The following is a 13,931-nucleotide window of genomic DNA, read 5'->3' on the forward strand; positions in this document are numbered from 1 at the left end:
CCGACACTGGGCCGGCGACGACCCCCTGCGCCCCGTCAGGTCGATCGAGTCCGCGACGGCGACCGAGGTCGAGGTCGAGGTCGAGGCCACGCCGTCCCCGGCGGCGACCGTCCCCGTCGACGCAGGCCCGGTCACCGACGATCGGCGCGCCCTCCGGGACGCCGCGGCCGGTCAGGCCGTGGGGCGCGCGGGCGCGTGGGCGCAGAACGCACGCCTGGTGCTGACGGCGTCGGTGGCCGTGGCGGCCGGCGTCGTGGTGACCGTGCTCGGCATCCTCTTCACCACCTGATCCGGGCGCAGGGCAGGGCCCGCCCTACGGGATCGAGAAACCGGTCGACGTCGGCAGGTAGTTGGAGATCTGCCAGTTCGCCTGCTGGTCCTCACTCCCCACCCGCTCGTCGAAGTTCAGGTTGAAGCTCGGGCTCCCGTTGGCCTTGATCCCGCCCAGGATGATCGATCCCGTCCAGTTGAGCGAGCTCGAGGTGCCGTCCATCGTGAGGATCATCCCCGGGGCCCAGAGTTCCGCATCGGCGAAGCCGCCACCCAGGTTGGCGTCACCACTGCCCCAGGCGTAGATCTTCAGGTCGGTCGGGTCGCCGACGAGGCCCCCCTTGCAGATCCCCGACCCCGATCCGATCGTCTCGCACTGGTTGACCGTCGCCGCGCTGAGATCGATGTTGGGGGACGTCGTGGACCCGACGGGCGGGAACACGAAGATCTGCACCTGACCGTTGTTCTGCTGGGGACTCTGGGCATAGTCCACGTTGACGGTGCCGGTCATGGTGAGCCCACCCCGGCAGGAGTAGATCCCGGGCTCCAGGGTGGCCGGGCCCGTGACCGTGTAACCCGTCGCATCCGTTCCCGTGACCTGCGAGCTCATAGCGGTGCACGCCTGGGTCGGCCCCGGGGGTGACGCGGTCGTGAGCGCCGGCATGCACGGGGTCGGGGGCTCGCCGTAGGGGTTCAGTGGCGCGGGGCAGGTCTGGGAGGGTTGCTGGGGCGCGTAGATGGGACCGAGGTTCTGGACCGGCGTGCACTTCGAGATCGAGCCTCCGTAGTTGACGTACGTGGCGTTGGGATCGGTGGGGCCGTTGCACGTCAGCGTGCCTCCGGGCCCGACGGCGATGGCGGCGGTGGCGCCCGGGACCGGGTTCCCGTAGGCGTCGGTGACCTGCAGGTCCGTGGTGGAGTTCCCGTCGAACGTGACGAACGCCCCTCCGTAGACGGCATTGGTGATGACGGGGCTGTTCTTGATCGTGACCTGGACCGCGTAGGAGACACCGCGCGACGTCCCTTTGGACAGGACCGTGTACGAGTTGCTCGCCGAGCTGTACCGGGCGGTGTAGACGGTCCCGGGTGCGCCGGGGATACCGCTCAGGGTGCAGGCGCCACCGCTGTTGGGCTCGTTGCAGAACGAGGCGGGTGACGCACCCTCCTGGTCGATCTGGAACAAGGCGTCGGCCACCCCGGACTGCGCCAATGCGCGGGCCTGGGCCATCTTGGTCTCGAGGTTGGCGTTGTCGAAGTCGCCGAGCACACGGGTGATCATCGCCGAGCTCAACAGCACCACGACGAAGATGATGGACATGACGACGGCGAGCGAACCGGCCTCGCGGTCTCGGCGGGCCGGGGGACGACGGAGCGGTGGCACGTTCATCAGCATCGGCTCACCCCCGGTGCCTGGTTCATGACGTGAACGGTGGTGGTGGACCCGTACGGCGCCGAGTTGACGTTGGCGACCGACAAGGTCACCTGCACGGCCGTCGTGGCGGCGCTGATGCTCGGAGCGGTCGCCTGGGCCTGGGTGACGAGGTTGATCGAGCAGTGGTCGTAGTAGCCGAACAGGGGGATCCCGCCGCTGGCCGGGTCGCCGTTGGTGACGTCGGTCAACTGCACGGTGGCGGTGCCGGAACCGATCTGGCGAGTGAGTTGCCTCGTCGCGTAGCTGTACTGCCAGGTGATGACCTGGTTGGACGGCTGGATCGTCAGCTGGAGCTCGTCGTTGTAGGCGGCCACGCTCCCGAGCGTTCCCACCGGGTTGGCGGACTGGATGTCGCTCTGCAGCTGCAGCAGCACCAGGCGGACGTTCGCCGCCGAGTTGGCGCTGTTGACGGTCGAGGCCTCCGCCTTGCTGAAGACCGTCACCATCGTGACCGTGAGCGTGAGCAGGATGATCGAGATGGTCATGGCCACCATCAACTCGACCAGGGTGAAGCCCTGCTCGGTGCAAGACGGTGCCCGCCGGCGTTGCGGGCGCGAGCCCAGGGTCTTCAGCATGCCGCCGACCCGTTGGTCGTGGCGAACGACACCTGGGCCCAGAGGCTCGTCGGCGAACCGTTGAGCGAGACCGTGTAGAGGTGCGTGCCCGTGGTGAACCCGGCGGCCGGGCACACCGTGTCGGCGTACTGGGTCGACCCCCACGTGAGGGTGTACGGCGACCCGGGATCGGCGCCGTTCGACGTGGCGGCCACCGTGACGGTGTCAGCGCCACTGGTGCACGATCCCGAGTAGGTCACCGTCAGGGACATGGCGCTCGTCAGGTGGAAGTTGGTCTTCTTCACGGTGGCCTGCCCCGAAAGCTGACCGGGCTGGCTGACCGTCAGGGTGTTGAGGACACAGGACTGGACCGGGGGTGTGAGGGTCGTGGCACTCACCCAGGTCTGTGAGGTCGCCCACATCGTCCCGTCGGACGAGAAGCCCACGACCTCGAACCAATACTTCGTGGACGGCGCCAGTCCCGTCACCGTGAAGCTGGTGGCGGTCCCCGCGATCGAGCCGCTCGCCGTCGATCCCGGCAGTTCCCACGCTCCCGACGTGCCCGATGTGTCCGGCGTCACCAGCGCCAATTGCCCGCCGGGGTCGGGCGCCCAGACCACGTCGTAGAACCCCGTCGGGTCCACAGGAGCGGTCCAGACGAGGTTCACCGTCACCTCTCCGGCCGGGTCCACGGGGACGCACGGCGAGACGTCGGCGGGACCGCCGGGGCACGCCGACAGGCCCGCCACGTTGTCGGGAGCACCGGTCGTGCCCGACGGCGGGGTGTCCTGTGGGCCGGTGTACTTGCCCAGGCCCCCGGGGTACACGAGGATGTTCTGCGTCGCCGAGACGTTGTGGCCCCCCTCGGACCACGACACCACGGCGTACACCTGCTTGTAGGCGTAGGCGTTCCCGCCCGAGCCGTCCACCCACACGATGTGCGTCACCTCGGAGAAGACGACGGTGCCCACCTGCTTGAACTGGGTCCCGGTGGGCACCTGGGCCGTCGCCGGGGCCGTCGGGGTGGCGCCCAGGTCGACACCGGGTTGGCCGTTGTACCCGGGGACCGTCTGCGGTGGCGTGCCGAACTGGTTCTCGTAGAAGCCGAGGTTGGCGTAGCTGATGGCGTTCGCCTTGGCCAGGAAGCCGTTGGCGATGGCGATGGCGTCGCCGTACTCACGGTTGTAGGCGGAGTTGGTGGCCCCCCAGTAGAAGACGCTCGCCAACGGGAGCAGCACGATGCTGAGGACTCCCAGGGCCATGACGACCTCCAGGAGGCTCTGGCCCTCGTCGCCGCGCCGGCCGACGCGCCACGTCCGCCCCGGACGGCGGGTGGGCTGCCTAGCGCCCACCGGAGTGCCTCCTCGGGATCCCGGCCGCGCCCGCCCGGCGGACGTGCGTCCAGGCCGCCACCAGCCGGTGACCGATCGCCCGCTCGTCCGCGGTCGCCGGCATCCTGGCCGCCCGCACCAGCACGGCGACGTGCCCGAAGCCGTCAGGGGCGTCGGCCTCGCCGAGCCGGCCCTCGAGGAGGGCGTCGGCGACGTCGGGGGCGAGCGCCACGTCGCGGTCGAGCGGGCACAGGGGCATCATCTCCTGGTATCGCCCCCCGGCGTCAGGCCGTTACAGCGAGACGGAGCTCCCGGTGGTCGTGGCGTTCCCGCATGCGGCGCAGCGCCCGGTGCTGGGCCACCCGTACCCACCCCGGGGTGCGGCCCAGGATCCTCGCCACCTCGTCGACGTCGAGGCCGCCCACCACGCGCAGCACCACGACTTCGGCCTGGTCGGCAGGCAGGTCCCGGACCAGGATCTCGACCGCCCGCTCGGCCGACATCGCTCCCACCACGTCGGCCTGGAAGTCGCCGCCCGGAGCTACCGCGTCGACGGCACCGAGGGCGACGGTCCTCGGCCGGCGGTGCTCACGCCGGAAGTGGTCCACGACGCGGCGGCGGGCGATGGAGAACAGCCAGGAGCGGAAGTCCCCGTCGTCCCCCGCGAACCGGTCGAACCCGTTGGCCACGGCCAACCACGTCTCGGCGGCGAGGTCCTCGGCCGCCGCGCCGGCGTGGTGGCGGAGGTAGCGCAGGATCTGGGGGTTCAACGCCCGGAACAGGCACGAGAACGCCTCCTCGCTGCCCTCCTGTGCAGCGCCCACCACGCTCGTCAGCGATTCCACCGTGTAGTAATCGGCAGAGGGCGGCCATTGATGAAGCCCCGATGCCGGGCGGTCCTGCGAGCCGGGGCCCGGACCGGTCAGGCCGACTTGCCCCGTCGGAACGAGGCCAGGAGTTTGCCGCGCTTGCTCACCAGGGAGACGTCACTCGACTCGATGTGGATGTCGTCGTCGATGGCCCTCTCCCCGGCGTGCTCGGCGGTGCCCGGCAGTGAGTCGAGGGCGTCCATGACCTCGGCGGCGATCCCCGGAGAGGTGAAGGCGCCGCCGTCGAGGTCGGCGCCGCCGTCGTCGTCCCCGTCGTCGTCCCCGCCGATCGACCACAGGGGGAACACCGGCAGCGGCTCCATCGTCGTCAGGGTGAGGGCGTCCTCGACTGCCAGTGGAGGGGCGAAGAAGTACCCCTGGCCCACGTCGGCCCCCAGCTCCCGCAGGATCTTGACCTGCTTGGCGGTCTCGACGCTCTCCGCCACCGTGCAGATGCCGAGCGAGTGGCTGACGTGCACGATGGTCTCCACCATGGCCCGGCTGACGCCGGTGGGGTCCGCCAGGCCCTCGATGAGGGTGCCGTCGATCTTCATGGTGTTGATGGAGAATTGCCCCATGCTCTCGATCGTCGACCAGTCCGACCCGATGTCGTCCACCGTCAGCTGGATCCCGAGGCGCGACATGGCGTGCAAGTCGGCGGCCGCCCCGTCGTCGGTGACGCTGGTCTCGGTGATCTCGATGGTGAGCCGGTCGGGGTTGAGCCCCGACTCCTCGAGCGCGGCGGCCGCCGCGGAGGCCGCCTCGCGCTGGCGGAGCTGGAACACCGAGCAGTTCACGGCCAGCTGGAGGTCCGACTGCCAGGACGCCGCCGCCGCGCAGGCCTCGGACAACACCCAGGCGTTGAGCTCCACCATGTGGCCGTTGGACTCCGCCCACGGGATGAGGACGCTCGGGGGGATCGGCCCCAGGTCGGGGTCGTTCCAGCGGAGCAGGGCCTCGAAGCCGAGCAGGCGACCGGTGGCGAGGTCGACGGCGGGCTGGAAGACGAGCTCGGGCTCGCCGTCGAGGCCGAGTTCGGGTCGTGCCCTCACGACGACTGCCCGGCGGTCCTTGTAGTCACAGGTATGGCATCGGCGGAGGGACCCCGGTCCTTGAGCGCGCCTCGGGACGGGACCGGGCCGCCCGGGGGTGGTTCCGGGGGGCCCGGGAGGTCGGGGGCCGCTGCGGGCCGGGAGCGCCCCGGCGCCCTACCGGAAGAGGAGCGTCGCCTTGTGGGCGAAGTCGACCAGGGGCGCGGGCCAGATGCCGAACAGCACCGTGACCGCCACGCACACGGCGATGGCAGCCGCCACCGTCACGGGCACGGCCGAGGCCTCGTCGTCGTCGGGCCCGACCAGCACCGAGACCGTCCCGGCGGACTCCGCCGCCAGGCCCGCCGGCACGCCGGCCTCGCCGGCCTCGCCGGCCTCGTCGGCCTCGTCGGCCTCGCCGGCGGCGGCCGACGGGGCCACCCGGGCGCCGTCGTGCCCGGCCGGGTGGGCCGCGGACGGGGCGGGTGAGTACATGAGGAGGATGACCCGCAGGTAGAAGAAGGCGGCGATGGCCGCCGACACCATGGCGATGACGGCCAGCGCCGTGGAGCGGCCGCCCACCGACGCCGAGATCACCTCGAGCTTGGCCAGGAACCCCGTGGTGAAGGGGATGCCGGCCTGCGCCATCAGGAGCACCGCCAGCGAGCCCGCCAGCCACGGGCGCCGGGCGGCGAGGCCCCGGTAGCGGTCGAGGTCGTGGCGGGTGTCACCGGGCCCGCCCACCACGGTCACGACCGCGAAGCTCCCGATCACCATGAACGTGTACACGAACAGGTAGTAGAGCGACCCCTCGATCCCGCGCGCCGTGGCCACCTGCAGGCCGAGGAGCACGAAGCCGGCGTGGTTGATCGACGAGTAGGCGAGCATGCGCTTGATGTCGCGCTGGGCCAGGGCCACCACCGCCCCGAAGAGCAGGGTGATGGCCGCCAGCACCCACACCGCGGGCTGCCAGTCGCTGCGCAGGAGCCCGAACGACGACACGAACACCCGCAGCAGGGCGGCGAACCCGCCGGCCTTGGCCACCGCCGCCATGAAGCCCGTCACGGGGCTCGGGGAGCCCTGGTAGACGTCGGGCGTCCACAGGTGGAAGGGCACGGCCGCCACCTTGAAGCCGAAGCCCACGAGCAGCATCGCCATCCCGGCGAGCAGCAGGCCGTTGTGCAGCATGACGTTGTTGGCCAGGTAGGAGGCGATCTGGGGCAGGTTCGTCGACCCCGTGGCCCCGTAGACCAGGGCCACGCCGTAGAGGAACACCGCCGAGGAGAACGCGCCCAGGACGAAGTACTTGAGCGCCGCCTCGCCCGACTCGGCCCGGCGGGCGTTCATGGCCGCCAGGACGTAGAGGGCGATGGAGAGGATCTCGAGCCCGAGGAACACCACGATGAGGTCGTTGGCGGCGCCCATGATCATCGCCCCCGACGCCGACACCAGCATGAGCACGTGGAACTCGGGGCCCCAGGCGTGCTCGCGGCGCATCCAGCCGTCGCCGACCAGGGCGGCGAGGAACACCGCGCACGACACCAGCACGGCGACCAGGGCGCTGAAGCCGTCCTCGACGACGGCCGAGTCGATGGACACGTGCGCCCCGTGGTTGACGACGTCGAACCACTGCACCAGGGCGAGCGCCAGCGCGGCGAGGGACGTGGCCACGGTCATCCCCGTCACCGTGGTGGGGTCCATGGGCCGGCGCTGCAGCGACGCCGCCGCCAGGATCACGACGGCCCCGCCCAGGAGCACGAGCTCGGGGAGGATCGACAGGTAGGCGATCTTCGGGACGGCCAGGCCCGCCGCCAGCAGCGTGGTCACGGCACCCTCCCCGACGTCGCCGATCCGCTGACGCGCACCGGGGCCGGCCCGTTCGTGGCCACCGTCGGCTGGTGCGTGCCCGTGGACCCCTCCACGTGGTGCACGAGGCGGTCGACCGAGGGGGTGATGCGGTCGAGCACGGGCTTCGGATAGACGCCCAGCACGAAGATGAGGGCGACGAGCGGCGCCACCACGGCGACCTCGCGCCACGACAGGTCCCGGACCGCGGCGTTGGCCTCGTCGGGCTCGTGGTGGAAGGCCTGCTGGTAGGCCCACAGCAGGTAGAGAGCCGCCAGCACGACCCCACCGGTGGCGGCCACCGCCCACCACCGGTGCGACAGGAACGTCCCCGTGAGCACCAGGAACTCGCCCACGAAGCCGTTGAGCCCGGGCAGCCCGATGGCGGCCAGCATGGCCACCGTGAACACCGCCGCCAGCACCGGCGCGGCCCGCTGGAGGCCGCGCAGCTCGTCGGCCTGCCACGTCTTGCGCCGCTCGTAGACCCACCCGATCACGATGAAGAGCACGGCGATCACGAGGCCGTGGTTGACCATCTGCAGGACGCCGCCGGTGACCCCCTGGGTCGTGAGCGCGAAGGTGCCGAGCACCACGAACCCGAGGTGGGCGAGCGACGAGTACGCCACCAGCCGCTTCAGATCACGGGTGACGCACGCCACGATGCCCCCGTAGAGGATGCCGACGACCCCGAGCGTGAGCAGCAGCGGCGCCAGGTCGACCACGGCCCGGGGGAACAGTGTCAGGTCGAAGCGGAGGATGCCGTAGGTGCCGAGCTTGGCCATGACCGCCGCCAGGATCACCGCGCCCCCGGTGGGCGCCTCGGCGTAGGCGTCGGGCGACCACGTGTGGAACGGGAAGATCGGGGCCTTCACGGCGAAGGCGGCGGTGAACGCCAGGAACAGCAGGACCTGCGAGGCCAGCCCCAGATGGGTGGTGCTGAGCGCCACGAGGTCGAACGTCAGGTGCCCCGTCTGGCGCTGGTGGACGAAGGCCACGGCCACGATCCCCACGAGGAGGAAGGCGGAGCCGAGGAAGGTGTACACGAAGAACTTGATGGCCGCGTAGGCGCGCCGGGCGAAGCCCCACCCGGCGATGACGAAGTAGACGGGGACCAGGGTCAGCTCGAAGAAGAGGAAGAACAGGATCAGGTCGAGCGAGACGAAGCTGCCGAGACACCCGGCCTCGAGCAGCAGGAGCCAGGCCACGAACGAGCGCGGGTGGCGGTCGATCTTCCCCGCCACGAGGGCCAGGGGGAACAGCAGGGCCGCCATGAGGACGAGGAACACCGAGATGCCGTCGACACCGAGGTGCCACGAGATGCCGAGCGTCGGCGCCCACACGTGCTGGCTGACGAGGCGGAACCCGCCGTCGCCGGCCCGGTAGCGCACGGCCACGGTGATGGCGAGGGCGAGGGTGGCGAGGGACCCGGCCAGGCCCACGGCCTGCACCGCCAGCCGCTGGCCGCGCTCGCCCAGCGAGGACGGCACGAGCGCGGCGACGAGGGCCGCGCCCGCGGGCAGCAGGATGAGCACGGTGAGGAAGGGGAAGGCGCCGTCGTGCGTCATGACCACGCCCTCGATGCCATCCAGGCGAGCAGGACGACCAGGCCGAACACGATGCCCAGCGCGTACTGGCGGACGAAGCCGGTCTGCACCCGCCGCAGCCCGCCCCCCGTGGCCCGCGCCAGCCGGCCCACGCCGTTCACGGCGCCGTCGATGACCCTGGCCTCGACCACCGTGGCGCAGAAGGTGGCGAACGCCTGGCCCGGGCGGCCGATGAGCGCGTCGTAGACGTCGTCGAGGAAGTAGGCGCGCCGGAGCACGGCGGGCTCGAGCGCGGGCGCGTCGGGGCGGCGCGACCACAGCGGGAAGGACACCGCCAGCCCCGTCACGGCCACCACCGAGTCGACGATGCCGAGGGCCCACCGGGTGCCCGACGACTGGTGGGCGTCGAACAGGGCGGTGCCGAAGACCGGGCGCAACCACCCGAGCGGGTCCCAGCTCGGGTGCCACGGCAGGTGCAGCAGGCCGCCGACGAGGGCCAGCGCCGCCAGCACGACGAGCGGGAGCGCCATCACCGGCGGCGCCTCGTGGGGCACGGCGCCGCCGTGGTCGTGGGCGTCGGGTGCCGACGTCGACGCCGAGGGGCGGGCCCCCAGCACGGCGCGCCAGCGGTCGTCGCCCCAGAACGCCAGAGCCGCCAGCCGGGTCATGTAGTAGGCCGTCAGCGCGGCGGTGACGAGGCCCACGACCCACAGGACCGGGAACCGGGCGAAGGCGTTGTCGAGCACGTCCCCCTTGGCGAAGAAGCCCGACAGGGGCGGGATCCCGGCGATGGCCAGCCAGCCCACGGCGAAGGTGGCGAACGTGAGCGGCATGAACCGCCGCAGGTTCCCCATCTTCTTGAGGTCCTGCTCGTCGTGCAGCCCGTGGATCACCGATCCCGCCCCGAGGAAGAGCAGCGCCTTGAAGAAGGCGTGGGCGACCATGAGGAAGATGGCGGCCTCGTAGGCCCCGGTCCCCACGGCCAGGAACATGTACCCGAGCTGCGACACCGTCGAGTAGGCGAGCACCTTCTTGATGTCGCTCTGGGCGCAGCCGATGGTGGCGGCCACGAAGGCGGTGGTGGCCCCGATCGAGGCCACCACCAGCTGGGCGGTGTGCGACTGGGCGAGGACGGGGCTGATACGGCACATCAGGTAGACGCCCGCGGTGACCATGGTCGCCGCGTGGATCAGGGCCGACACCGGCGTGGGGCCCTCCATGGCGTCGGCCAGCCACGGGAACAGCGGCAGCTGGGCGGACTTCCCCGCCGCGGCCCCGAACAGCAGCAGGCACACCGCCGTGCCCGTCCCGCCGCCGATGGCGGACAGGTGGGAGAAGATCCCGGTGTAGTCGAGGGTCCCGGTCTTGGAGAAGACGAGGAAGACGGCGATGAGGAACCCGACGTCGGCCAGGCGGTTGTAGATGAAGGCCTTCTTCCCCGCGCTGGCCGCGCTGTCGCGCCCGAACCAGAAGCCAATCAGCCAGTAGGAGCACACCCCGACGCCCTCCCACCCCACGAAGGTGAACAGGAGGTTGTTGCCCAGCACGAGCAGCAGCATCGACGCCACGAAGAGGTTCAGGTAGAGGAAGAACTTCGGGTAGTCGGGATCGCCCTTCATGTAGCCGATGGAGTACAGGTGGATGAGCGCGCTCACACCCGTCACGAACAGCGCCATCGTCATCGACAGCGGGTCGACGAGCAGCGCCGCCTTCACCTGCAGCCCGCCCACCGGGATCCACGTGAACAGGTCCTGCGTGAACGACCGGAACGGGGCCGCCCGCGAGACGAGCCCGGCATAGACCACGCAGGCCACCACGAAGGACCCCGCCACCGTGGCCGTGCCCAGCCAGCCGGCCCAGGGATCGCCCAGCCGGCGCCCGGCGGCCGCGAGCACGACGAAGCCGGCGAGCGGCAGCAGCGGCAGCAGGTAGGCGGCGTGGAGCATGGTGATCGGGTCCGGTTCGGTCGGGGGCTGGTGGTCGGGGGCTGGTGGTCGGGGACTGGTTGTCGAAGTCGAATGGCGGGCGGTCAGCCCCGCATGATGTGGAGGTCGTCGGCGGTGGCGGTCCGGCGGCGGCGGAAGATGGCGACGACGATGCCGAGGCCGACGACCACCTCGGCCGCCGCCACCACCAGGGTGAAGAACACGAGCGCCTGGCCCCCGACGTCGTTCAGCATGCGGGCGAAGGTCACGAAGGTCAGGTTGGCGGCGTTCAGCATGAGCTCGACGCACATGAACATGACGAGGACGTTGCGCCGCACCAGCAGGCCGAGCGCGCCGATGCAGAACACCACCGCGGCCAACCCGAGGTACCAGCCACCGGCGAGGCTCACGACGCCGGCTCCTCGGCGTCGGCGCCCGACGAGCCGCCCGCCACGAAGAGCTCCTCCGCCTGCGCCGGGGCCGGGGCCGCGCCGTCGGCGCCCGAGCCGGTGATGGGCGTGGGCACGGCCCCGACGACGTCGTCGGCCTCGTCCACGGGCGCGCCCGACGCCCCTCCGGGCCGGCGGGCCAGGACGACGGCGCCCACCACGGCGATCACCAGGAGCGCCGAGGTCACCTCGAAGGCGAACAGATAGGTCGTGAACACCGAGCGCCCCAGGGCGGCCACGTCCCCGCCGGCCTGGCCGCGGGCGGGGCCGGCCACCGACCGGGCGCCGACGGACCAGTGGGCGCCGATCCCCATGAGCAGCAGGCCGGCGAGGGCCAGCACCACGAGCCCCACGGCCAGGGGCCGCTGGGCCCGCAGGGGCTCCTCGGCCACGTTCTCCTCGCGGTCGACGCCGAGGAACATGATCACGAAGAGGAAGAGCACGACGATGGCGCCGGCGTACACGATCACCTGCACGGCCGCCAGGAAGTTGGCCTGCTGCTCGACGAAGAGCACGGCCACGCCGAAGAGGGTCATGACGAGCATCAGCGCGGCGTGCACCGGGTTGCGGGCCACCACCACGCCGACGGCGCCCGCCAGGACCACGGCGGCGGCCACGGCGAAGGTGAAGGCGTCCACCCTGGTGGCGGTGCCCAGCACGGTGACGAGGGTGGCCAGCGTGGCGGTGAGCATCAGCGGCCGTCGCTCCGGCGGCGCAGCGAGCCCGTCCGCAGCTGGACCCGGTCGCGCAGGCGGCTCATCACGCCGCGCGCCCCCTGCTGGTCGGGATTGCGGTCGATGTCGTCGAGGTGGGCCGAGAAGGTGTCGCGCAGCTGCCGGTTGCCGGTGGCGACGTCGTCACGGTTGGCGCTCTGGCCGCCCTCCGGGGCGCGCACGCCGTACCCCAGCTCCCCCGACCACTGCACGCGGCCCTCGTAGGCGGCCACGCCCGACGGCGACGTCGCCCGCATCCAGCCCGAAGTGTGCAGGTCGTCGCCTTCGCGCCAGTCCTCCCACGGCAGGCGGCGGGGCCGGCCGTCGTCGTCGACGAGCAGCTCGTCCTTCGTGTAGATGGCGTCCGCCCGGTTGGTGAAGGAGAACTCGAAGAGCTTGGTCTCGGTGATGGCCTCGGTGGGGCACGCCTCCACGCACATGTCGCAGTGGATGCAGCGCAGATAGTTGATCTCGTACACGAAGCCGAAACGCTCGCCCGGCGAGACCGGGTCGGACGGCACGTTGTCGGCGCCGCGCACGTAGATGCAGTCGGCCGGGCACACCCCGGCGCACAGCTCGCACCCGATGCACTTCTCCATACCGTCCTCGTAGCGGTTGAGGACGTGGCGCCCGTGCTGGCGGATCGGCTTCGGCTTCTTCTGGAGCGGGTACTGCCACGTGACGCGGGTGCGCGCCATCTGCTGGAGGGTCACCTTGAACCCGCCGAGGAAGCTCAGCTCGTCGCGCAGCCCGTCGAGGAACCCCATCAGGACACCACCTCGGGCGCGTCGATCTCCTCGGTGGTGCCGCCCGCGCCCGCCCCGACCACGATGGAGCGCAGCAGCAGGCCGCCGGCGACGACGAGCGCCACGATCACGCCCACCCCCCACCACCGTCCCACCAGGAACGCCGCCAGGACGAGGACCCACCCGAGCGACAGCGGGATCAGGACCTTCCAGCCGAGGTCCATCAGCTGGTCGTAGCGCAGCCGCGGCAGGGCGGCGCGCAGCCACACGTAGACGAACAGGAAGATCAGGGTCTTGCCGAGGAACCAGGCCACCGGGATCAGCCACGACAGGATGAACACGTGGGCGGTGGGCCCGTCGGGGCCGCCGAGGAACAGCGTCACCACGATGGCGGACATGGTGATGACGTTCATGAACTCGGCCATGAAGAAGAGGGCGAAGCGGATGGACGAGTACTCGGTGTTGAAGCCACCCACGAGCTCCTGCTCCGCCTCCACCAGGTCGAACGGCGGGCGCGTGAGCTCGGCGGTGATGGCGATCATGAAAAGGAAGAAGGGAAGGATGCCGGTGCGGATCAGGTACCAGCTCCCGATGAACGTGTGGGACTGGGCGTCCACGATGGCCCGGGTCGACAGCGACCCCGCCAGCAGCACCACCATCGTCACCGTCATCCCCAGGGCGGCCTCGTAGGAGATCATCTGCGCCGAGGCGCGCACCGATCCGAGCAGCGGGTACTTCGAGCCCGACGACCAGCCCGCCAGCATGACGCCGTAGACCGAGACCGACGACATCGCCAGCAGGAACAGGATCCCGATGGGCGGGTCGGCGACCTGCAGCTCGAACGTGTGCCCGAACACCGTCACGAGGCCCCCGACCGGCACGATGGCGAACGCCAGGAAGGCGGGCAGGATCGACAGGTAGGGGGCCAGCTTGAACACGAACTTGTCGGCGCGCTCGGGGAGGAGGTCCTCCTTGAAGAACAGCTTGATGCCGTCGGCGAGCGTCTGCAGCAGGCCCCACGGGCCGGCGCGGTTCGGGCCGATGCGGGCCTGCATGTCCGAGATGATCTTGCGCTCGAACCAGATCATGAGCATGACCGAGACGAGCAGGGCACCGAAGGCGACCAGCACCTTGATGACGACGATGAGCAGCTCGACCCAGTGCACGCCGTGCGCGAACAGCGGGTCGCCGAGGGCGAGGAGGTGTCCCATCACCGGCTCCC

14 protein-coding genes are annotated in these 13,931 nt (G+C 71.1%); 1 reads left to right on the top strand and 13 read right to left on the bottom strand.

The features are described from left to right. On the top strand, positions 1-289 hold a 289-nt coding region (locus VMV22_03280; protein HUY21342.1), incomplete at its 5' end, for a hypothetical protein. Between the two features lie 24 nt (positions 290-313). Here VMV22_03280 and VMV22_03285 read toward each other — a convergent pair. The 13 genes from VMV22_03285 to nuoH form a co-directional block, all read right to left on the bottom strand. After that, positions 314-1,663 (bottom strand): hypothetical protein, encoded by a 1,350-nt coding sequence (locus VMV22_03285; protein ID HUY21343.1) that lies wholly within the window; start codon positions 1,661-1,663, stop codon positions 314-316. Next, a complete protein-coding gene (locus tag VMV22_03290; protein ID HUY21344.1) occupies positions 1,657-2,277 on the bottom strand; it encodes a type II secretion system protein in 621 nt (206 codons plus the stop codon). Before VMV22_03290 ends, VMV22_03285 begins: the two co-directional genes overlap by 7 nt. After that, positions 2,271-3,608 carry a fibronectin type III domain-containing protein gene (locus tag VMV22_03295; protein ID HUY21345.1) on the bottom strand — a complete coding sequence of 446 codons (1,338 nt, stop codon included), beginning with the start codon at positions 3,606-3,608 and terminating at the stop codon, positions 2,271-2,273. The genes VMV22_03290 and VMV22_03295 overlap by 7 nt, the downstream gene beginning before the upstream one ends. Next, the gene (locus VMV22_03300; GenBank protein HUY21346.1) at positions 3,598-3,846 is read right to left on the bottom strand and encodes a hypothetical protein; all 249 of its coding nucleotides are present in this window, start codon (positions 3,844-3,846) and stop codon (positions 3,598-3,600) included. Before VMV22_03300 ends, VMV22_03295 begins: the two co-directional genes overlap by 11 nt. Before the next feature lie 25 nt (positions 3,847-3,871). Further along, positions 3,872-4,432, bottom strand: a complete 561-nt coding sequence (locus VMV22_03305; GenBank protein HUY21347.1) for a sigma-70 family RNA polymerase sigma factor — start codon at positions 4,430-4,432, stop codon at positions 3,872-3,874. A gap of 77 nt (positions 4,433-4,509) precedes the next feature. Further along, positions 4,510-5,508, bottom strand: coding sequence for an EAL domain-containing protein (locus VMV22_03310; GenBank protein ID HUY21348.1), 999 nt, complete (start codon positions 5,506-5,508; stop codon positions 4,510-4,512). Between the two features lie 156 nt (positions 5,509-5,664). Continuing rightward, positions 5,665-7,314: an NADH-quinone oxidoreductase subunit N gene (locus VMV22_03315; GenBank protein ID HUY21349.1), complete on the bottom strand. Its 1,650-nt coding sequence runs from the start codon at positions 7,312-7,314 to the stop codon at positions 5,665-5,667. Next, positions 7,311-8,897: an NADH-quinone oxidoreductase subunit M gene (locus VMV22_03320; protein HUY21350.1), complete on the bottom strand. Its 1,587-nt coding sequence runs from the start codon at positions 8,895-8,897 to the stop codon at positions 7,311-7,313. The genes VMV22_03315 and VMV22_03320 overlap by 4 nt, the downstream gene beginning before the upstream one ends. Next, the gene (nuoL, locus tag VMV22_03325) at positions 8,894-10,822 is read right to left on the bottom strand and encodes an NADH-quinone oxidoreductase subunit L (protein HUY21351.1); all 1,929 of its coding nucleotides are present in this window, start codon (positions 10,820-10,822) and stop codon (positions 8,894-8,896) included. Before nuoL ends, VMV22_03320 begins: the two co-directional genes overlap by 4 nt. 83 nt (positions 10,823-10,905) lie before the next feature. Continuing rightward, positions 10,906-11,211 (bottom strand): NADH-quinone oxidoreductase subunit NuoK, encoded by a 306-nt coding sequence (gene nuoK / locus VMV22_03330; protein ID HUY21352.1) that lies wholly within the window; start codon positions 11,209-11,211, stop codon positions 10,906-10,908. Continuing rightward, positions 11,208-11,942 (bottom strand): NADH-quinone oxidoreductase subunit J, encoded by a 735-nt coding sequence (locus VMV22_03335; protein HUY21353.1) that lies wholly within the window; start codon positions 11,940-11,942, stop codon positions 11,208-11,210. The genes nuoK and VMV22_03335 overlap by 4 nt, the downstream gene beginning before the upstream one ends. Then, on the bottom strand, positions 11,942-12,730 hold the full coding sequence (nuoI, locus tag VMV22_03340) for an NADH-quinone oxidoreductase subunit NuoI (GenBank protein HUY21354.1): 789 nt from the start codon (positions 12,728-12,730) through the stop codon (positions 11,942-11,944). Before nuoI ends, VMV22_03335 begins: the two co-directional genes overlap by 1 nt. Beyond that, positions 12,730-13,920, bottom strand: a complete 1,191-nt coding sequence (nuoH, locus tag VMV22_03345) for an NADH-quinone oxidoreductase subunit NuoH (protein HUY21355.1) — start codon at positions 13,918-13,920, stop codon at positions 12,730-12,732. The genes nuoI and nuoH overlap by 1 nt, the downstream gene beginning before the upstream one ends. Positions 13,921-13,931: the final 11 nt, after the last annotated feature.

This window comes from Acidimicrobiales bacterium, assembly GCA_035531755.1.
In the GTDB taxonomy this organism is placed as follows: Bacteria; Actinomycetota; Acidimicrobiia; order Acidimicrobiales; family UBA8190; genus DATKSK01.

What these genes read in the sequence shown, in the direction of transcription:
- VMV22_03300 (HUY21346.1), bottom strand. Translation starts at nt 3,846, where the DNA reads ATGCCCCTGTGCCCGCTCGACCGCGACGTGGCGCTCGCCCCCGACGTC.
- VMV22_03285 (HUY21343.1), bottom strand. Translation starts at nt 1,663, where the DNA reads ATGCTGATGAACGTGCCACCGCTCCGTCGTCCCCCGGCCCGCCGAGAC.
- nuoL (HUY21351.1), bottom strand. Translation starts at nt 10,822, where the DNA reads ATGCTCCACGCCGCCTACCTGCTGCCGCTGCTGCCGCTCGCCGGCTTC.
- VMV22_03320 (HUY21350.1), bottom strand. Translation starts at nt 8,897, where the DNA reads ATGACGCACGACGGCGCCTTCCCCTTCCTCACCGTGCTCATCCTGCTG.
- nuoH (HUY21355.1), bottom strand. Translation starts at nt 13,920, where the DNA reads ATGGGACACCTCCTCGCCCTCGGCGACCCGCTGTTCGCGCACGGCGTG.
- VMV22_03290 (HUY21344.1), bottom strand. Translation starts at nt 2,277, where the DNA reads ATGCTGAAGACCCTGGGCTCGCGCCCGCAACGCCGGCGGGCACCGTCT.
- VMV22_03335 (HUY21353.1), bottom strand. Translation starts at nt 11,942, where the DNA reads ATGCTCACCGCCACGCTGGCCACCCTCGTCACCGTGCTGGGCACCGCC.
- nuoI (HUY21354.1), bottom strand. Translation starts at nt 12,730, where the DNA reads ATGGGGTTCCTCGACGGGCTGCGCGACGAGCTGAGCTTCCTCGGCGGG.